This is a genomic window from Alkalibacterium olivapovliticus (assembly GCF_003003275.1).
In the GTDB taxonomy this organism is placed as follows: Bacteria; Bacillota; Bacilli; order Lactobacillales; family Carnobacteriaceae_A; genus Alkalibacterium; species Alkalibacterium olivapovliticum.
The window spans coordinates 59,271-78,874 of sequence record NZ_PVTO01000013.1; the positions used below are offsets into that span (position 1 = coordinate 59,271).

Below are 19,604 nucleotides of genomic sequence, written 5' to 3' on the forward strand. Positions count from 1 at the left end.
CTGTTCCTTTCTATATCGTTATTTTTTTATTCAGTAAGTGGCGGCTCACAAAGAGTGAAGTGACAGCAATTACCAAAAGCATACTGGCTACAATCATTATGGTTTCCGATCCGTATAAAATGTACTGATTCTGGAAAATATCTGTCAAAAACAGAGGGAATAGAGTTAATGCTAGTGCTGAAGCGCCATACATTATGCCCATGACAATCCCTTTCACGGAAAAGCTGCGTTCCATCAATATTAGAGTAAATAAAACAACAATAAAGACGAGGCCTATGCCATTGATCATTAAGAAATACATGAGGTCTATTGGTAAGAGATAATAGAATAAGAAGTTCTCTTGTATGGCCTGTAGAGCAGACATGTCGGCGAACCATTCAGTTGGCACGATAGCTGATACAATTTGAAACCCGATAAATAATGAACTAATCTGAGTAGCAATCAGGCTGAAAATCCCTAAGTAGATGACAATCAGCTTTGAAAAAAACAGTTGCATACGTGGAACCGGAAGCATCAAGAGGCGGTAGGCAAAGGTATTTTTACCCATCCATTCTCTATACCAGATGAACAGAGAATAGATAAGGAGGCCGCTCACGCCAAGTGCAATAGGGCCAGCGATCCATAGAGTGTTAATGGCATCATAGAAAGTGAACGTTCCATAATAGTCCAGTGCCTGCTGACTCGTTGCCGATTGTGTAGACATGTATTCGTTCAAACGACTAACGTGGCGCATGGGCGTCATAATGTAGCCGATCAGGTTAGCGCCTAATGTGATACCGATTAGGATATATAAGAATTTTGACATTCTATCCAGTTCAAAGGCAGTTAGATTAAGTAATGACTTCAGTGACTTTTTCATCCGTTATAAACCTCCCTCATGACGTCGATAACAGATTTTCCTTCTGTTTCACGCATGACTTCTGCATTAAATTCCTTATAAATCGTTCCTTCATCCAGTAGAATCACTTTGTCCAGTAAATGTTCGATGTCATTGATCTCATGAGTCGTAATCAGGACTCCGCGGTCTTCCACCAGATAGCTGCTGAAGACTTCGGTAATCTGCTCGCGTGTAAAAATGTCGATACCCGAGAACGGTTCATCCATCAGAATGTAGTCGACATCCAAGGCCAGTCCAAGCAGTAAATTCACTTTCGCCTGGTTTCCCTTGGATAGATCCCGAAGCTTGTCAGATGGATTCAATCTGAAAAATTTAACGATATCCTTTGCCCGTTTCACATTCCACGTATCATAGTAATCGTTCATAAAATCCATACTTTGCTGAACAGTAAAATGGGGCAGGGAAATCGAGGCATCAGGAATAAACACAATTTTATTGTAAAGCTCTGGTGTTAAGGGTTCGCCGTCAATTGTAATGGTTCCTTTTTTTATAGGGGTCAGATTCATAATAGCATTGAGTATCGTCGTCTTTCCTACGCCATTGACTCCGACGAGACAGCTGATTTCTCCCTTTTCGATAGTAAATGAAATACCGTTCAATACTTTCTTTCGTCCAAACTGCTTCTGGACATCTTTTAATTCAATCATTTAACAGCCTTCTTTCTATTTGAGAGTGCTTCCTGAATCATCGGAAGCAGTTCTTCCAGGGACATATCGATCGGGTCAATAGCGGAAACAAAACGATCGATTGCCTGATTCAGCCATTCTTTCTTCAGCTGGTTTAATACAGCTGGGTCTTCTGTAATACGGCTTGGTTTGTTCGGTTCAGTAAATATCAATCGTTGTTCCTCCATTTCGCTGTAAGCCCTCTGTACTGTGTTAGGGTTAATTTTCATCTGATTAGCCATCTGCCGACGTGATGGCATTTCTATACCGGGTTTTAACTCTCCGGATACAATCTGCTTTTTCAGATGAGTGATAACTTGAAGATAAATAGGGTCGCGCTTATTAAATAGGACGCTCAAGTGGATAACTCCTTCCAATGCATGATGGTCAACTGTATTAAGTGATTGGTACAGTCTGGGCAAAAAAATGAAAACTCACTGTATTAATCGCGTGGTACACTACGGGTAAAAAAAGCAATGAATCGGATGCTCTTTACAATCTGTATTATATGCTTAATACAATCTCTCTGTCAACACAATTATAAAAAAGACCGAACTTCCTGAAATGTGTCAGCCATTCAGGAAGTCCGGTCGTGATCGGTTATTTACTTATACGAGCTAATCTGCCGGTAACAAGCGGTTTTTTGGCTCCGCCAGTTAACTGACGTTTCAGTGCGTAGTATGATCCTAAAAGTGGGAAGAGTGCTGCAACCCAGGCTAGCGGGTTAGACAGGCCGATTCCTACAAAGCCCAGAGATCTGGACAACAGCAAGGCTGCTCCAACGCGTGCGAACAATTCAAACAACCCGGCTATGGTTGGGGCTGTGCTTTTCCCAAGTCCCTGAAGCGTGTAACGGTGAACGATCAGGGTAGCCAGGAAGATGTAGAAAGTCGAGTTCGTCAGGAAATACAAACGAGCCATATCAAGGATTTCGGTATTTTCTGGTCCCACAAAAAGCATGGCGATCTGGCGGCCAAAAATAACGAGAAGCGCGCCGACGATGACACTGTAGGCAATTGTAACTTTCAGTATTTTCTGTACACCTTCCCATACGCGGTCCAGATGTCCTGCCCCATAGTTCTGTGCGGTGTACGTGGCCATAGTGATTCCGACTGCCATGAGGGGCTTAGTCGCTAGGGAATCAATTTTTTGAGCAGCAGTTGTAGCAGCGACTGCTTCGGGTCCAAGGGTATTTAATGTCATGGATACAGCTATCATACCAATAGCGATCAGTGATGTCTGAAAGCCCATTGGGAATGCGATAGCTGAGTGTTCTTTAATCTGCTTAAGTCCAGCTGACCAGTCTTCTTTGTGGATTCTGAATAAAGGCACGCTCTTCTTAATATAAATCAGACCAATAGCGCCTGAAACGAATTGTGAAATAACAGTAGCCAGTCCTGCACCGGAGACGCCCATATTGAAGACCAGGATAAATACCAGATCCAATACAACGTTGAGTACAGATGAGATAGCCAAAAAGACGAGAGGAGCTTTCGTATTTCCGATCGATCTGAGTAAGTTTGATACAAGGTTGAAGAGGACGACCCCGCTCAGACCGGCAAACATCATGGTCAGGTAATCATTAGCATACTCGATCAGTTCCACAGGCGTGTTCATGAATTCCAGAATTTGACGACGGAAAGTCAGCGACACGATTGTCAGTATGACTGAGACTGTACCAGCTATGATCACACTGGCTGCTAAATTTTCGCGGATTGCTTGTTCATCTTTTTTACCGAAACGCTGAGCGGTCAAAACGGCTAAGCCGGAAGTCAGCCCGATAGCCAGACCTAATACGAGAATGTTGATGCTGAGAGTCGAGCCCACAGCCGCGAAGGCATTGACGCCGATTGTCTGACTGACGATGTACGTATCTGCCATTTGGTATAATTGCTGCAGTAAATTACCGAAAATGAGAGGCAATGTAAATAATAATATTAATTTTAAGGGGCTTCCTTTTGTCATATCTTTGTTCATGTTGGGTTCCTCCAGTAAAACGGGTCTTAATCGTTTAAATATCTTTTTAGTCGTTGTTTTCATTGATTTTCAAATCAAGAGTATTTTTACAAGTATAGGCACTTATAATTAATAAGCAAGGCATATAGTCATTTAATTGTGACTATTTTTTGACGGATAAACAGGGTGAAATAAGAAGCCGTTTTCATTGTCCGAGGGACGGTGTTCCCTGTTCTGACAGGGAGGTTTTGAAAATGTAGACAATTTATGACGTATGAGAATCCAATGTGACATCTGGCAGGCAGGAGGTCACTTGCATGGGCTATTTAAGAAAAATCAGTAGAATATGAAGAGCCAATTCGATCAGCTCCAGATTAACAGCTCATTTAAACGACATTTTGTTAGAATAAAACACAATATGATATAATTAAAACTGATGAGCTTTATCAGACAATTTATTTTGACTGAATTATAGTCATTTACTGTAAACAGATTAGAAATATAAGTGATTTCAGGGTATAATTCACCTAATACTTGACATTTAAAGTCTATCTAGTATGTTATTTAAAGAAGATTTAAGACTAAAGACTAAAAGATCTCATTATAATGAGAAAAAAAGAGCCAGCTACTAAAAACTGGTTGACGATCCTTACGAATCGAAGACTATCAATCAGTCTAATCCATTAAAAGTATAGACGAAAAGAGTGAATCTATGGAAACCGAGCACAAAGCAGTTGTTTTAGGATGTAATTATTATATTGGATTAAGCATCATCCGGTGTTTAGGACAAGAAGGGATACCTGTCACAGGCGTGCACTACCAGGAAGAGGGTGCGTATGCATTTAAGTCCAAGTATCTGACAGAAAAACTGATTGCACCACACCATGAAAAAGAAGCAGAGCAGTTTAAAGACTTTCTGATCGATTATGCAAAAAAACAGACTCATAAACCGGTCCTGTACCCTACAGCCGATCCGTTTGTTCTACTGATTGACACGTATTTTGAGGAATTGACACAGTATTATCTCATTAATCAGACCAAACCGGGCTTCTGGAGTGATATAATTGATAAAGACAAGTTATATCTGCTTGCTGAACAGCATAAGGTGTTGACTCCAAAAAGTTTCAGTACACAAGACGCGGATCTGATTGAAAAGGTTGAAACTGAACTAGGGTACCCGTGTATCATCAAACCGTTTGATTCCTCGACCTTTGTTGCGACTTTCAGACGTAAACTGTTCAAGATCAATAATAGAGAAGAACTGCTCGAAAAACTGAAGGCTGTTAAAGAAAAGAATATTGAAGTCGCTGTACAGCAGCTGATTCAGGGATTCGATGATCATATGTATACGTTCGATGCTTATTTAAATCAGGAAGCTAAGGTAACTCATTGGGTTACAGCTCAAAAACAAAGACAATACCCCATCAATTTTGGTGCGTCTGTCTACATTAAACAGAAATACGTCCCAGAACTAGTTGAAATAGGAAAACCCTTTTTAGAAGCTATAGGGTATAAAGGGTTTGCTGAAATTGAGTTTAAAAAAGATGAAAAGACCGGCAAGTATTACTTAATTGAAATCAACGCCCGCACGACAAACTTTAACCAGATGCTGGCAGAAGTCGGCTTTAACATGCCGTTGTTAGCCTATAAAGAATTGACTGGACAGCCTATCGGGCAGAAAGTGCTCAAAGACACGACAGATTACGGGTTCCATTATATGTATGAAGATTTGCACGCATCAAAAGCCTATATCCAGTCAAAACAGCTGTCAGCTAAGCAAATCATGAAGACCTATACGGAAAAAAGAGTCGGTGCCATCTGGAACAGTAAAGATCCGAAACCTGGTTTTGCTTATATTGGAATCATTCTGAATAAAGTAAAGAAAAAAGTGATCGGATAAATGAAAAAGTAAGGTAACTGAGGGGTTTCAGTTTACCAAAAAGGAGAAACTTTACATGCGCTTATCAGAATTACTTGAGTCTATATCAATAGTAGATTCTAAAAATCATGAGGATGCTCCCATCAGTAAGATAGCCTATCATTCAAATGAAGTCGAGGAGGACTCATTGTTCGTATGTATTAAGGGGTATCAGACAGATGGCCATCAGTATGCAGAAGATGCCGTTAAACATGGAGCAGCAGCACTCGTTGTTGAACATTTCATCCCCGGAATCACCATTCCTCAATTTCTGGTTGAAAACAGTCGTGAAGCACTAGCTGCACTGGGTGATCACTTTTATAATCATCCTTCAAAGGACTTTACAGTGATCGGCATTACAGCCACTAATGGGAAAACGTCTACCTCATTTATGACCAATGCGATTCTGGAAGAAAACAACTGGAGAACGGGTCTTATTGGGACAGTGATGGTGAAGTATGGAAAAACACTGGTGCCGAGTGTCTTAACCACTCCTGAGTCCCTGGACTTGCATGGCTATTTTGCCAAAATGAGAGATGAACAGATTTCTCATGTCACGATGGAAGTCTCATCTTCTGCATTGGATTTGAGCAGGGTCGGTAGTGTTGATTTTGACATTGTGGCTTTGAATAATATCAGTCGTGAGCATATTGATCTGCACGGCTCATTTGAAGAGTACTATAACGCAAAAGCCAGTCTCATCAGAGAAGCCGGGGCAGAACAGTTTGCTGTTTTGAACCTGGATGATGATCATTCAGCTTCTTTAGTGAATGAAACAGAATCGTCTGTTGTGACTTACGGTATAAAGAACGACACTGGCCATCTTTACTGTTCAGATCTGGACATCGGCAGTGGAAGAGGTTCGTTCAGAGTCGAAATTAAAAAACCGTTTAAGACGATTTCAGGTACTACAGTGGGTAAAACCAGTTTTACGGTTGAACTCTCAGTGGCAGGTTATCATTCTGTCTATAACGCCATGGCGGCCATCACAATCGGACTGATAAGCGGTGTGGATATTGAAACAGTCAGATCGGGTATCAGAAACTTCAGTGGAGTGGAACGTCGCTTCCAGTTCATCTATGAGAACGACTTTAAAATTGTCGATGACCACTTTGCAAATGCCGGTAATATCGAGGTCACACTTGAAACGTTGACGAAAATGGATTATAAGAATCTGCATATTGTCTATGCCATCCGAGGAAACCGGGGAGTCACCACTAACCGTGAAAATGCCGAAGCACTGGCAAAATGGGTCCCTGCTTTAGGACTGAAAAAAGTGATCGTATCGTTAAGTGAGTCTCATGTTATCGATAAAGACGATGTCCTGCCCGAAGAACTCGCAGCCTTCGAAGAAGAAATGGAAAAAGTTGGTGTAGAGGTCGAGCTGCACAAAGAAATGCCGGATGCTCTGCAGTCAAGCCTGAATCAGGTCGAAGCTGGTGATGTGATCCTAATTGGTGGCGCACAGGGAATGGACTTTGGGGCTAAATACATCCTCAACCAGTTAGCCGACATGAGAAGTGATCTGGATAAGGAAAAAGTGCTTAGACCATTGGCTCATAGAGTAGCTGGGATCGATGAATCATTCTTGACTAAAGATCAGTAGCTCGTGTTTATAAAAAACAGGCACAATAAAACCGAAAGAATTTTTGCACTCAAGACAAAAGTTCTTTCGGTTTTCATTTTATTTAGTGTTAGTGAGACTGTCCATCAAACTCTAGCTTACTTGAGTTTGGACGAAGCGGGTCGTGCGGTAACTGGAAAATCCAGTTCCTCAGGTGGTGTAACCGTCATACGGCCGGATAATGTTCGTTTAGTAGAGCGGTAAGCCATGACCAATGGCACGAATGCTGCAATCCATGCTAACGGGTTGGCAATTGCCGCGCCTAGAAAGCCTAAAGGAATAGAGAGGAATGCTGCCGCACCAATTCGTGCAAGCAGTTCTCCTATACCTGCAACGGTTGGAGCAAAGCTGTTTCCCAGCCCCTGCAAAGTGTGTCTGTAAATAAAGAGGACCGATAAAATAGAGTACAGTGGAGCGGTAGATAAAAAATAGAACTGGATCATGCGCAGAACTTCTGCTGGAGCATCTGCCCCAACGAAAATCGTAGCGAGAGATCGTCCCCATATAACCAGGATGATCCCGATCACAATACTGTAAATCACGCTCATCTTCACTGCCTGATTGACTCCGTACCAGATTCGATTCAGTTTACGGGCACCATAATTCTGTGCGGCGTATGTAGACATCGTTACTCCAAATGACTGGAGTGGCAGGACAGCGACCGAGTCGATCTTTTGAGCTGCTGTATAGGCAGCAACAGAAGCGGCTCCCAGCTGGTTCAGTGTAATCGTGATAGCGACTGACCCGATCGCAATGATCGAGTACTGGAAACCGTAAGGCAAGCCGATGCGTAAGTGTTCTTTGAATTCAGCCTTGCTAATAAGTGCCCAGTCTTCTTTGTGAATACGTAAAATCGGGACTTTTTTCCAGATATAAATCAGGCACAGGACACTGGAAGTGATTTGAGCAACTACTGTCGCTAATGCTGCACCGCCGATCCCCATATCAAAGACTAAAATAAACACGTAATCGAGTACGATATTTAAAATGGATGTCACGATCAGGAAATAAAGAGGTGTTTTGCTGTCACCAATAGCACGCAGCAGATTAGCCAGAAAGTTGAAGAGTATGACAGCGCCGATTCCTCTGAACAATATATTCAGATAATCGTAAGCATAGGCATAGGTTTCTTCAGGCGTCTGCATGATAGTCAGTATCTCTTCAGTAAAAGTAGTGGTCAGTGCAGTTAAAATCACGGCAATCGTGACACTGATGATTAAACTGGTTGCCAGGTTCTGACGAAGACTTTTCTCATCTTTACGTCCGAAACGCTGGGAAGTGATGACTGCAAGCCCGGCAGTGATTCCGATGGCCAGTCCCAGAATCAGAAACTGAAGACTCAGGGTTGACCCTATAGCTGAGAATGCCGTGACACCAATGGTTCTGCTGACGATAAAGGCATCTGCCATGTTATAAAACTGTTGAAACAAATTTCCGATCAGGAGTGGTATCATAAAGCTGACAATCAGCTTGACTGGATTCCCCTCGGTCATGTCTTTTTTCATTGTCTTCCTCCTTGCCATAACTGAACAATATATGACAAAGTGTCACCCATTCAGTGAATAAATAGCATTTTCGTTTAAAATTAGTACCAAGCTATTATAGTCCTATGGGAAGAAAAAACAAGAGGGTCACACACATATTTTTTAACTTTAGTAACTTAAGTGAATAAACGACATCAAAGTCTTCAACTCGAAAGAGTTTTCACTTCTGTTATTGACCGCTCATCCTTATTGGAAGATGTATGTAGAGGATGTATAAAAAAAGAGTGAAGGGACTGTAAACCTTGTATAGTATGATACAGATGTGAGAGAATACATAGATGAAAAAATCAGGGCAAAGAAAGGGTAAATACAGATGATAGAGATGAAAGAATTCATAAGTCAGTCAATAAAAACTGAAAGCCTGCGCACGTTAAAAAAACTGATTGCAATCCCTTCATTCAATACAACAAATGGAAACGAACGTGCATTTCCACCATTTGGAAAAGGAATCGATCAGGCTTTAAAAGAAGTACTGACCGTCTGCGACAAAATTGGAATGGATACATTTTATGATCCAGAAGGATTTTATGGCTTTGCAGAGTATGGAGACGGAGCTGAAACTGTAGGGGTTCTGTGCCATTTAGATGTAGTCCCTGAAGGCGATACTAAAAAGTGGGATAGTGATCCGTTTGAAGCAGTTGAACGGGATGGGGCTGTATATGGACGAGGAACTCAGGATGATAAAGGACCGACCGTTGCGGCTTTATACGGATTAAAAGCGTTGATTGATTCAGATGAAACCTTTACTAAAAAAGTGCGCTTTATTTTCGGAACAGATGAAGAAACACTCTGGCGCTGCATGAAAATGTATAAAGAACATGAAGCAGTGCCGGATATGGGATTCGTTCCGGATGGGACCTTTCCGCTGACATATGCTGAAAAAGCTTTGCTGCAAGTGAAACTGACCGGTCCAGGAGCAGCGAAAATGGAAATTCAGTGTGGTAAATCGCCTAATGTTGTACCAGACACAGCAGAATATATCTGTGGAAATGTTGAAAATCTGTCAACGATATTCGATTATATGTCGATTCCTTATTCCATACAGGGAGAAAAAGTGACCGTTCACGGGAAAAGTGTTCATGCCAGTCAGGCTCAGGATGGAAAAAATGCAATAGCACTGCTTGCAAAGGGGCTTGTAGGCTTCCAGCCGCACCCAGCTGTTTCATTTATTGGAGAAAAAATTGGTCAGGAGACTAACGGACGGACCTTGTTCGGAGAAGTGAAAGATGAGGTTTCAGGTGAACTGACTCTTAATGTAGGGACACTGGAAATAAACAGCAATTATTCAGAAATCACTTTGGATATACGTATTCCTGTTACACAGGATAAAGAATTGATTGTTGAAAGACTGATTGAAGCGAGTGCGCTGTATGGACTGGAATACAAAGAATATGATTATCTGCCGTCTCTTCATGTGCCGCTGGAAAGCGAACTGATCCAGACCTTATTGTCAATCTATAGAGACAAAACGGGTGATCAGAGTGAACCGACGACTTCAGGCGGAGCGACTTACGCACGGTCAATGCCGAATATGGTCGCATTCGGGGCTCATTTCCCGGGCAGTAAAAGTTTAGCGCATCAGGAAAATGAGCACATTGATTTAGATGATTTTTACAAGTCAATGTCGATCTATGCAGAAACGATTTATCGATTGGCTTGTCAGGACTAATTTGGGCCCAGACTAATTGACAATCTGATTACAAATCATTAAATTTTAGTGATTTTGCTACCGCTCGTTTAATAATAACACTATAATTAAATTACAATAAGATAAGTGTGTGCGTATAATGTTATTATATTCTCTGCTTAAAAGACTGGAGTGTTTAAAATGACTGAAAAGTCACTGTTTGTTCCTGTTCAAAAATCAAGGATCAATGCAAATGTGTTAAAAATCATTGCGGTGCTGGCGATGTTTATTGATCATGCATCACATCTGGTTACTGATTTCGGTACACCTGAACGGTGGGTCGCGCATCTGGTCGGACGCTTAGCCGCTCCAGTTATTTTTTTTCTGGTAGCAGAGGGTCATCATTATACCTCTGACAAGAAAAAGTATATTTTCAGACTCTTTCTTTTTGCTGTGCTCTCGCATGTTCCGTATAACCTGTATTTTGGATTCAGTGTATTTAGAGGGACGAGTGTTATCTGGACATTGATGCTGGGGGTCATTGCACTATCTGTCATAACCAGTGAAAAAACCAGCGCAATCATCAAACTTGTCGTTTTAGGCGCGACCCTGCTGATGTCCATGCCAGCCAACTGGCACTACATAGGGGTCTTGTGGATCATTATATTTGGGCTTTACAGAGAAAATGTCAAATTGAAAGTATTTATGTTTGTACTTATAGGTCTGGTATTTTACATTCTTCCTGGTATTCAGGATATCGGAATGTATTCGACCTACCGTTTGGGTGTATTCCTGACTATTCCATTTTTCACCTTATATAACAGGAAACCGGGACTGAGAAATCCATTTACTAAATGGGTGTTTTACTGGTTTTATCCGCTGCACCTGATCCTTTTGTTTGGAATCAGAGTGTTGATGAACAGATAACCTAAAAAAAGAGCAACACTCAAAAAATTATGATACACATGACGAGTTTTGTATGCTGAGGGGTAATATAATTGAAGAATAAAGAAACAGTTTTAAAAAGCCTGATTGCGTTTTTGAGCCTGGTCATAGTACTTGGAATGGGGTTTTTAGTCAGCAGGTATTTAGGAACACCTGATATTCTCGAAGAAGAGCAGGTGCCGCCAACTGAACAGCAGGGGCAGGATGATCCGGTCACGCCACCACCTACACTCCCCCTGTTTTACAATGAAGATTTTGAACTGCCGATCGTAGGAGCTGCTGGTTATACTTCTGTTAGAGAGCACATGTACGATGAGCCGGGAGACACTTCCTCTATCGTCGGAACTCTCGATTCAGGTACGCCCTTTGAAATTAGAGAAGAGCAGGGTGGCTGGTGGCGAGTCAGAACAGATGAACTGGAAGGGTGGATAAGGCACAAAGCCGCATTTATTAATCTGCCGGATGTCATCCCGTCGATCGTTTATCATCACACCAACAGCCATGAATCGCTGTTTCAATCGTCATTCACTGACATTCCAGGGGTGACGGGTGAAGCGATCAGCAATATGATCGATCACAATGAACGTCTGGATAGAACAGAATTTATTTTCCCGATCCTATACAGTACAGCTTATAAGGTATCCCGTGCACAGCAGATAGCGCTGTTCAATGGTGAAACACTGGTTATTTATGAGACTTATCGCTCGCAGGAAAATAGCGAGCTGGTCAGAGAAGCACTGGTTGAACTGATAGAAGAAAACGAAGAAGTCGAAGAAGGCGTGACGGAAGCACCCTGGAGTATCGGCTGGTTTATCCATTCCTCCATATCCAATCATAACCGTGGAGCAGCAATTGATCTGACTCTGGCTCAGGTAAATGAGATATCAGAAAAAGTGGTAGGCGACTTTGTCGTCAGAGAAGTGACCGATTACAGTATCTATGAAATGCAGACGCCTTTTCATGAGTTGAGTGTCAATTCGGCGCTCTTCGAAGAACCGATCAGTTCAATGGATAGAGATGGATGGCGTGAACTGGATTTTAATCCGGATGTAGTAGATGCTTCTAAGCGAATGGTCGATTATATGGTCCAGGCCGGATTTACACCTCTGGCTTCTGAATGGTGGCATTTTAATGATCTGGATGCCCTTGAGGCACTGGGACCCGATGCTAGTGTGGGTGATTTTGACATCACAAGATCGATAAACAGCCAGCCTTCCTGGGAGGAAGTTGAAAGCTTTTCAGATTGAGATCAAGGAGGACTTTAGTCAAATAGTGCCGGAGTTCAAACGTGACTTTTTCTATCCTTGAAGCTGATGTCTTTTACCCAATACTTTTTAATGAAATGAGTGAGTACATGACTGCAGATGAGAAGATTATTGGCGTACTGGGTGGCATGGGTCCACTCGCTACAGCTAGTTTTTACACTAAGCTGATCGAAGAAACGCATGTGAGCAAAGATCAGGATCATTACCGTGTCATTATTGACAGTAACCCTAAAATTCCTGACCGGACTAAAGCCATATTATATGGAGGAGACTCTCCTGTTGAAGAAATGATCAGAACGGCGCAGAATCTCGAGAAGTCCGGGGCGTCTGTCTTAGTGATGCCCTGTATCACTGCTCATTACTTTCATGAGGAGATACAAAAAAGTGTGACGATTCCTTTTTACCATGTCCTGAAGGGACTCAGCGATTTTCTGGATACAGTTTACCCGAGTGTTAAAAGGATAGGCGTGTTATCGACCACTGCGACGAGACGGTCTAATCTGTTTCAGTCCGTTATCAGAAATAAAGAGGTTGTTTTTCCGGACGACATCGACCAGGAAACTAAAGTAATGGAAGCTATTTTTGGAGAGAACGGAATCAAGCAAGGCAATAAAGGCGATCATCCCAAAAGATTACTAAAAGAAGCGGCAGATACACTGATACAAGGTAAGCAGTGTGAACTGATTATCGGCGGGTGTACAGAAGTGGAACTCGTATTACATTCCGGTGATATCCCAGTCCCGTTTATCGATCCCATGAAAATTGCAGCCCGAAATCTGACGGGTTCCTGAAGATGGAGAAGGTTCAAAAAGGCTTTCGCATCAGGAGTCAGCAGAAGAATTATTTACACATTAAGGAGATCAAAAAGTGAAATGGAAAGAAATTGTTAACTATATTAATGAGATCGGTCAGCATGAACAGCTGAATGATCTGGACATAAGCGGTGTCAACGAGCGGGCGAGCAGTGTACGAGATGGTGAGATATTCGTGGCAATCGAAGGCTTCGAAAAAGACGGACACGATTTTATTGAACAGGCGATCGATAACGGAGCAAGTGTAGTCATCGGTCAGAAAGCATTATCTGACTTAACGGTTCCGTACATTCAAGTCGAGAATTCGAGAAAAGTGATAGGAGCCCTGGCGGCAAACTTTTATGAACACCCCAGTAAGGATAAAATCGTCATCGGAATAACAGGAACAAACGGTAAAACGACGACCGGATTATTTACGACTCATCTACTGCGTAAAGCAGGCTATTCGGTTTCATTCTTCGGGACTGTGTTCAACGAAATAAACGGACAGCGCATGGACAGTTCCCTTACGACACCCAGCGCATCGATGATTCAGAAATCTTTATCCGAGTCTACTGATGAGGTTGTCGTTATCGAAGTATCGTCTCAAGGCCTTCAGCAGCACAGGATGGAAGGAATGGCTTTTGACTACGGGCTGTTCACCAATCTTCAGCATGATCATCTCGACTATCATAAAACGATTGAAGATTACTTTATGGCGAAGAAAAAATTATTCTCACTGCTTAAACCTTCAGCTAAGGCGATCGTGAACAGTGATGATCATTGGGGAAATAAACTGGTCGATATTCTGAAAGACGAGCAGATCGAGGTGCTGACTGTTTCGGAAACGGGTGACCCTCATACTCATTACGCGTTCGAAACAACAGTGAAAAACAGATTGACTATCAATGAGCAGACCATTCAGGCGCAGGCGCCACTTCCTGGTAAATATAATCTGCTGAACCTGTCGATGGCCGCAACGGTCCTGAGTGATCTGGGACATAACATCGATCAGCTGGAAGAGATGATAAAAGACCTTGAGCCGATACCTGGCCGTTTTGAAGCGTACGATCTGACGGATACTGTAAAGGCAGTGATCGATTATGCGCACACGGCAGAAGCACTGGAAGCTGTTTTATCTACTTGTAAGGCTATGTATCCTGATCACAGACTGAATCATGTATTTGGATTCAGAGGTAACAGAGACAGTTCCAAACGGGAAAAGATGCTCAGTACGTCCATTCAGTACAGCGATCATACCATCCTGACACTGGATGACTTGAACGGTCTGGCTGAGGAGATCATGAAGAATACCTATATCAGTATGGCCCAGTCGTATTCAACGATCGAAGTGGACATCATAATGGACCGGTCACTCGCGGTAAAGCAGGTCATTGACAATGCTGAAGAACCGACACTGATCCTTTTGACAGGTAAAGGGCATGAAGACTATACGTGCACGTTCAATCTGCCTGTTCACTCAGATAAGGAAACACTGGATTATTTAACTGATTATTATATGGATTAGAGAAAAAGTTTACACATTTGACAGGGTGACGGAGCTCACTCTCAAATGGTAAACTTTTTTTGTTTAGGGTTGACATTTACCGATTACAGTTGTAAACTATGTTTAGAAGTCAAATTACATGTGTAAACGAAAAGGAGTGAACGAGATGGAGGAGCCTCAAATCTCACCATCAGAGTGGGAAGTGATGCGCGTCGTCTGGACGACCAGCCCCATTACCAGTAGAGAAATCAGCACGATACTAAATGAGAAGAAAGACTGGAAACTGGCTACGACGAAAACGCTGATCGGCCGTTTAGTCAAAAAAGGCATGCTGACAGCAGAGCCGAATGGACGGCAATATGATTACTCGCCGGCTGTTACAGAAGAAAAAAGTGTGGAAGAAGCTACAGAAGCACTGCTGAGTCAGGTCTGTACAAAAAAAGCGGGTGTCACCATTCAGATGATGCTGGAAAACAGTACCCTGAGTCTGAGTGATCTGGAAGCTCTGGAAGACGTAATCAAACTGAAGAAAGAAACTGCACCATTGGAAGTCGTGTGCAGCTGCATACCGGGCCAGTGTTCCTGTGTCCACTAAGGAGGAATCAGAATGAATTCAAAATCATACCCGATTGAAGGCATGACCTGTGCGTCTTGTGCCAGTACGGTAGAAAAAACAGCTGGAAAAGTAACCGGAGTGGTCGAAGCTTCTGTCAATCTGGCATCTGAAAAGTTAAATCTCAAGGTCGACCAGAAAAGCTTTGATCCGGAAAGTCTGGAAAAAGAAATCGATGCAACCGGCTATACAGTCGTCATGCCGCAAATGATCACGAAAACCTTTGATATAGAAGGCATGACCTGTGCGTCCTGTTCAGCTACTGTCGAGAAAACAGCCAGCAAGCTGGAAGGAATGGAAGCTGCTTCAGTGAATCTGGCGTCAGAGAAGATGAGCGTGACGTATAACCCACTGCATTTGTCAGTCAGAGATATATCGGACGCCATCAGTCAGTCAGGTTACAAAGCGATTCCCAAAGAAGAAGAAACGGAAGTAGCGGGACCGACTGATGATAAGAGTGAATCGAAAGAACAGATCATTAAAAACCGGACGATTCTGATTGCGGTCTTTACGATCCCATTGTTTTACATCTCAATGGCGCCCATGATCGGTCTGGGTCTACCGGGACCCATCGACCATATGATGAATCCGGTCAGGTATTCTCTTATACAGCTGGCTTTGACTGTTCCCGTCATGTGGTATGGACGGTCATATTTCCAGCAGGGCTTCAAGACCTTGTCAAAAGGCCACCCGAATATGAACTCGCTTATTTCACTAGGAACAGCTGCTGCATTCATCTACAGTGCGGCCGCAACCTACGCGATCATTTTCGATGGAGCAGATTTGGCGATGATGCTGTACTATGAAACAGCAGCCGTTATTCTTGCTTTCCATACACTCGGGAAATACTTGGAGGAACGATCCAAAGGACGGATGTCTGAAGCCATTCAAAAACTGATGGATCTGGCACCTAAAACAGCCCGTATTGTTCATAACGGCCAGGAAGAAGAAGTTGCGATTGAAAATGTGTCCCCTGGAGATATTGTCAGAGTCCGACCCGGTGAAAAAATGCCGGTGGATGGTGTGATCGTCAGAGGACGCACAGCGGTGGATGAGTCCATGCTGACCGGAGAGAGTATGCCAGTCGATAAAGAAGAAGGAGACGGCATCATTGGCGCCAGTATGAATAAAAATGGCTCTGTGGATTACCGCGCCACTAAGGTGGGAAAAGACACTACCTTATCCCAGATCATTAAACTAGTAGAAGACGCTCAGGGATCAAAAGCGCCGATCGCCAAACTGGCAGATATTATCACTGGCTATTTTGTACCCATCGTAATGGGATTGGCACTACTGTCTGGAGCTGTCTGGCTGATTGCCGGCCAAAGTTTCATATTTGCTTTAACGATTATGATCTCAGTTCTGGTTATTGCCTGTCCATGTGCGCTGGGGCTGGCGACACCAACTGCTATTATGGTGGGAACAGGTAAAGGCGCTGAACATGGTGTCCTGATTAAAAGTGGAGATGCACTGGAAACCATTCACAATGTTGAAACAATCGTCTTTGATAAAACGGGGACCCTGACTGAAGGAAAACCAGTTGTGACCGATATTCATGTAGCGGAACACTCAAACTTTTCAAAAGACTTTCTGCTTAAAATGGCGGCTTCTGCAGAAAAAGGCAGCGAACACCCTTTAGGCGAAGCCATTGTTAAAGAAGCAGAAGGGAAATGCATTTCAGCAATTGATTCCAATCGCTTTGAAGCGATACCCGGACAGGGTCTGAAAGCAGAAGTGGATGGCGCTATTCTTTTCTTCGGTAACAAAAAATTGATGAGCGAACAGTCATTGGCGTATACTGAACTTGAGGAACAGGCTGATGCGTTTGCTGATGAAGGAAAAACACCGATGTATCTGGCAATAGACGGAAAAGTTGCAGGACTGATCGCAGTAGCCGATACCTTGAAGGAAAACAGTGTACAGACTATACGGGCTCTCAAAAAAATGGGAATCGAAGTGGCGATGATTACCGGAGATAATACCCGTACGGCCAATGCCATTGCGCAGTTAGCCGGAATCGATCGTGTACTGAGTGATGTCTTACCGGAAGATAAAGCCAATGAAGTCAAAAAATTGCAGGCAGAAGGTAAGAAAGTGGCAATGGTCGGGGATGGAATCAACGATGCTCCGGCGTTAGCCCAATCAGATATCGGGATCGCCATTGGATCGGGAACAGACGTTGCTGTGGAATCAGCTGATGTTGTTCTGATGAGAAGTGATGTAAAAGAAGTACTGACGGCAATTGAGCTGAGTAAAGCCACACTTAAAAACATCAAACAGAATCTGTTCTGGGCATTTGCCTATAATATTGTCGGGATACCGATTGCGATGGGATTATTATTCATGTTGGGTGGCCCTTTACTCAATCCAGTATTTGCAGCCGCAGCAATGAGTTTCAGTTCTGTCTCTGTTTTACTCAATGCATTAAGACTTAAAAAATTTGCTCCAACCGCAACGGAAGCAGTAACCAATTAAACACTTAAAGGAGAGAATAAGCAATGAAGTATACAGCTATAGTAGAAGGCATGCATTGCAACGGGTGCGCGAACTCAGTAAAAGCCGCGATTAGACAAGTAGACGGTGTACAGAAAGTCGATGTCAATCTGGAAAGCAAAGAAGCAGTAATCGTTTCTAAGAGCGAACTGTCTGAAGATAATATCCGAGAAGCACTGGCGGACACCACCTTTACAGTAGAATCTGTAAACTCTTAATAAAATTAAGCAGTCAAGCTGTACTCCAGAGGATTCGGGGTGCAGTTTTTTTGTTTTGTGAAGATGGTAACACTTACAATACTTCACTTTTTCAATCAAAATTGCTTACAGATTAAAAAAAATAGTGTATCATTAAATAACAACACTGTAATTTTGTTTGAAAGAGAGTAAATAATTGTTTAAGACTGATAAAGAAGGTGAGAATATGAAAAAAAGTACAGCATATGTCCCATTTAGATTCAGGTTAAATCCGATTAAGCGAATGGCCATGTTTCATTTCCATAAAAACCCGGATGCAGAATATGAAGCATTCGAATTCCACTATATAGACGGTGAACCTTACGGAAAAGGGTTCCGTGTACTGGCGTGGCGTACAGATGGGTATAGAGATTCCTATGTCCAGGACACCTTATCCATTCCTGAAGAAGAAGAAATTTTGTCTATCGGAGGGAAAGGGTTGAAAGAGCGCTTTGTAGTTGAATTTGATGAAGCTTATTTTGAGCATGATAATGGACAGTTGGATGCAGGATTTGTGTTTTTTGATAAACTGGATCGTCGGATCGTTCTCTACGTCGATGAAAAAGTCGATAAAGAGACTAAACCGCTGACCTGGTTGCCTTCAGTGGGTAATCACATTGAAGAACCGCATTCGATGCCCCTCTTTTTCCTGTACAATTTTGATTTTGCACGCAAGAGAGATACAGAATTCTTCCTTTCAATTGATGGAGAAATGATTGATATCGATCCGTTTGCATTCCCGAAAGATTTTCAGGCAAGATATTATATTGAGTTCTCAACAGACTCGGTCGTCACCAATTTTAACGAAGGTGGACGCTACACTTTGGAACGCGTAGAGATCGATGAGAATGGAACAGCAGAAGGTAAAAACAACACTTATTTCTATGAAAAATCAAATGATTTGAATAAACTTAAAAAAATAACAGTGAATCATGCAACGAACCCGGTAGAAGTCGATTTTACACCGGCTTTCCCAAATCACCTGGAAGTTAAAGCAGGCAGACCGATTTACGGTGAATTCGAGATCACTCCTTCCGGGGAAGCTGGATCACTTAAGGGGAAATACAATGTGGTGTATCAGCAGGGAAAAGCCATTATCAACCTGTCATTCCCGGATGCCTGGAACACGCCTAAGGGTGCCAGTATCGAACGCGTGATCAACAGCATGACCCCTAACATTAAATCATGGTACCGTACTTACCAGTGTACGCAAATCGTGCAGCTGGAAGACATGGATACATCTGTCCAATGGAAACGTGTCGACCCGGATCGACGAACAATATATTAAGAGCATAAAATGAAACAGCAGACCACTCGTCTGCTGTTTTTTCTTACTTGTGCGCCCGGCATGGGCGATAACTTGGTGGTGAAAGTCCACTACAGACTTGGCAGTAGGAACTGTTAGCGAAAGACAAGGGTGTCCGCCGTGAGGCGGAATCTGAAGGAAGTCGGACGCAAATGCTTGCACTGACGAACAGAAACTTCATACCAAGGCTTAATAGAACGGATGAGCTTGCAAGAC

General features: G+C 42.8%; 16 protein-coding genes. 11 read left to right on the top strand and 5 right to left on the bottom strand.

Annotated features, from left to right (window positions below; genetic code table 11):
- Positions 1 to 10: 10 nt before the first annotated feature.
- The 4 genes from CLV38_RS07935 to CLV38_RS07950 form a co-directional block, all read right to left on the bottom strand.
- Positions 11 to 859: a hypothetical protein gene (locus CLV38_RS07935; protein ID WP_106193760.1), complete on the bottom strand. Its 849-nt coding sequence runs from the start codon at positions 857 to 859 to the stop codon at positions 11 to 13.
- Complete coding sequence (locus CLV38_RS07940) at positions 856 to 1,545, bottom strand: ATP-binding cassette domain-containing protein (RefSeq protein ID WP_106193763.1); 690 nt, start codon at positions 1,543 to 1,545, stop codon at positions 856 to 858. Before CLV38_RS07940 ends, CLV38_RS07935 begins: the two co-directional genes overlap by 4 nt.
- Positions 1,542 to 1,922 (bottom strand): GntR family transcriptional regulator, encoded by a 381-nt coding sequence (locus CLV38_RS07945; RefSeq protein WP_106193765.1) that lies wholly within the window; start codon positions 1,920 to 1,922, stop codon positions 1,542 to 1,544. The genes CLV38_RS07940 and CLV38_RS07945 overlap by 4 nt, the downstream gene beginning before the upstream one ends.
- Before the next feature lie 241 nt (positions 1,923 to 2,163).
- Entirely contained in the window at positions 2,164 to 3,540 is a 1,377-nt protein-coding gene (locus CLV38_RS07950; RefSeq protein WP_106193768.1) for an MATE family efflux transporter, read from the bottom strand.
- 691 nt (positions 3,541 to 4,231) lie between these two features.
- Here CLV38_RS07950 and CLV38_RS07955 point away from each other — a divergent pair.
- Together CLV38_RS07955 and CLV38_RS07960 are read left to right on the top strand one after the other, a co-directional pair.
- Positions 4,232 to 5,419, top strand: a complete 1,188-nt coding sequence (locus CLV38_RS07955; protein ID WP_106193770.1) for a carboxylate--amine ligase — start codon at positions 4,232 to 4,234, stop codon at positions 5,417 to 5,419.
- Between the two features lie 55 nt (positions 5,420 to 5,474).
- Entirely contained in the window at positions 5,475 to 7,043 is a 1,569-nt protein-coding gene (locus CLV38_RS07960; RefSeq protein ID WP_106193772.1) for a Mur ligase family protein, read from the top strand.
- A gap of 116 nt (positions 7,044 to 7,159) precedes the next feature.
- Here CLV38_RS07960 and CLV38_RS07965 read toward each other — a convergent pair whose 3' ends face one another.
- Positions 7,160 to 8,566 (bottom strand): MATE family efflux transporter, encoded by a 1,407-nt coding sequence (locus tag CLV38_RS07965; protein ID WP_106193774.1) that lies wholly within the window; start codon positions 8,564 to 8,566, stop codon positions 7,160 to 7,162.
- Between the two features lie 352 nt (positions 8,567 to 8,918).
- On the opposite strand from CLV38_RS07965, the gene CLV38_RS07970 reads away from it, so the two are divergent.
- The 9 genes from CLV38_RS07970 to CLV38_RS08010 all read left to right on the top strand — a co-directional run bounded on the left by CLV38_RS07970 (position 8,919) and on the right by CLV38_RS08010 (position 19,370).
- A complete protein-coding gene (locus tag CLV38_RS07970; RefSeq protein WP_342751968.1) occupies positions 8,919 to 10,274 on the top strand; it encodes a M20 family metallopeptidase in 1,356 nt (451 codons plus the stop codon).
- Positions 10,275 to 10,433: 159 nt separating this feature from the next.
- Positions 10,434 to 11,159: a TraX family protein gene (locus CLV38_RS07975; protein ID WP_106193776.1), complete on the top strand. Its 726-nt coding sequence runs from the start codon at positions 10,434 to 10,436 to the stop codon at positions 11,157 to 11,159.
- A 71-nt stretch (positions 11,160 to 11,230) separates the two neighbouring features.
- Entirely contained in the window at positions 11,231 to 12,424 is a 1,194-nt protein-coding gene (locus CLV38_RS07980; RefSeq protein WP_106193778.1) for a M15 family metallopeptidase, read from the top strand.
- Between the two features lie 41 nt (positions 12,425 to 12,465).
- The gene (gene cuyB, locus CLV38_RS07985) at positions 12,466 to 13,233 is read left to right on the top strand and encodes a cysteate racemase (RefSeq protein WP_211295440.1); all 768 of its coding nucleotides are present in this window, start codon (positions 12,466 to 12,468) and stop codon (positions 13,231 to 13,233) included.
- 76 nt (positions 13,234 to 13,309) lie between these two features.
- Positions 13,310 to 14,761 carry a UDP-N-acetylmuramoyl-L-alanyl-D-glutamate--2,6-diaminopimelate ligase gene (locus CLV38_RS07990; RefSeq protein WP_106193781.1) on the top strand — a complete coding sequence of 484 codons (1,452 nt, stop codon included), beginning with the start codon at positions 13,310 to 13,312 and terminating at the stop codon, positions 14,759 to 14,761.
- A 145-nt stretch (positions 14,762 to 14,906) separates the two neighbouring features.
- Positions 14,907 to 15,335, top strand: coding sequence for a CopY/TcrY family copper transport repressor (locus tag CLV38_RS07995; RefSeq protein WP_211295441.1), 429 nt, complete (start codon positions 14,907 to 14,909; stop codon positions 15,333 to 15,335).
- A 12-nt stretch (positions 15,336 to 15,347) separates the two neighbouring features.
- Positions 15,348 to 17,828, top strand: coding sequence for a heavy metal translocating P-type ATPase (locus CLV38_RS08000; RefSeq protein WP_106193784.1), 2,481 nt, complete (start codon positions 15,348 to 15,350; stop codon positions 17,826 to 17,828).
- 23 nt (positions 17,829 to 17,851) lie between these two features.
- Positions 17,852 to 18,064, top strand: coding sequence for a heavy-metal-associated domain-containing protein (locus CLV38_RS08005; RefSeq protein WP_106193787.1), 213 nt, complete (start codon positions 17,852 to 17,854; stop codon positions 18,062 to 18,064).
- 205 nt (positions 18,065 to 18,269) lie between these two features.
- The gene (locus tag CLV38_RS08010) at positions 18,270 to 19,370 is read left to right on the top strand and encodes a hypothetical protein (protein ID WP_146129003.1); all 1,101 of its coding nucleotides are present in this window, start codon (positions 18,270 to 18,272) and stop codon (positions 19,368 to 19,370) included.
- Positions 19,371 to 19,604: the final 234 nt, after the last annotated feature.

What these genes read in the sequence shown, in the direction of transcription:
- CLV38_RS07935 (WP_106193760.1), bottom strand. Translation starts at nt 859, where the DNA reads ATGAAAAAGTCACTGAAGTCATTACTTAATCTAACTGCCTTTGAACTG.
- CLV38_RS07940 (WP_106193763.1), bottom strand. Translation starts at nt 1,545, where the DNA reads ATGATTGAATTAAAAGATGTCCAGAAGCAGTTTGGACGAAAGAAAGTA.
- CLV38_RS07950 (WP_106193768.1), bottom strand. Translation starts at nt 3,540, where the DNA reads ATGAACAAAGATATGACAAAAGGAAGCCCCTTAAAATTAATATTATTA.
- CLV38_RS07955 (WP_106193770.1), top strand. Translation starts at nt 4,232, where the DNA reads ATGGAAACCGAGCACAAAGCAGTTGTTTTAGGATGTAATTATTATATT.
- CLV38_RS07960 (WP_106193772.1), top strand. Translation starts at nt 5,475, where the DNA reads ATGCGCTTATCAGAATTACTTGAGTCTATATCAATAGTAGATTCTAAA.
- CLV38_RS07965 (WP_106193774.1), bottom strand. Translation starts at nt 8,566, where the DNA reads ATGAAAAAAGACATGACCGAGGGGAATCCAGTCAAGCTGATTGTCAGC.
- CLV38_RS07970 (WP_342751968.1), top strand. Translation starts at nt 8,919, where the DNA reads ATGATAGAGATGAAAGAATTCATAAGTCAGTCAATAAAAACTGAAAGC.
- CLV38_RS07975 (WP_106193776.1), top strand. Translation starts at nt 10,434, where the DNA reads ATGACTGAAAAGTCACTGTTTGTTCCTGTTCAAAAATCAAGGATCAAT.
- CLV38_RS07995 (WP_211295441.1), top strand. Translation starts at nt 14,907, where the DNA reads ATGGAGGAGCCTCAAATCTCACCATCAGAGTGGGAAGTGATGCGCGTC.
- CLV38_RS08000 (WP_106193784.1), top strand. Translation starts at nt 15,348, where the DNA reads ATGAATTCAAAATCATACCCGATTGAAGGCATGACCTGTGCGTCTTGT.
- CLV38_RS08005 (WP_106193787.1), top strand. Translation starts at nt 17,852, where the DNA reads ATGAAGTATACAGCTATAGTAGAAGGCATGCATTGCAACGGGTGCGCG.
- CLV38_RS08010 (WP_146129003.1), top strand. Translation starts at nt 18,270, where the DNA reads ATGAAAAAAAGTACAGCATATGTCCCATTTAGATTCAGGTTAAATCCG.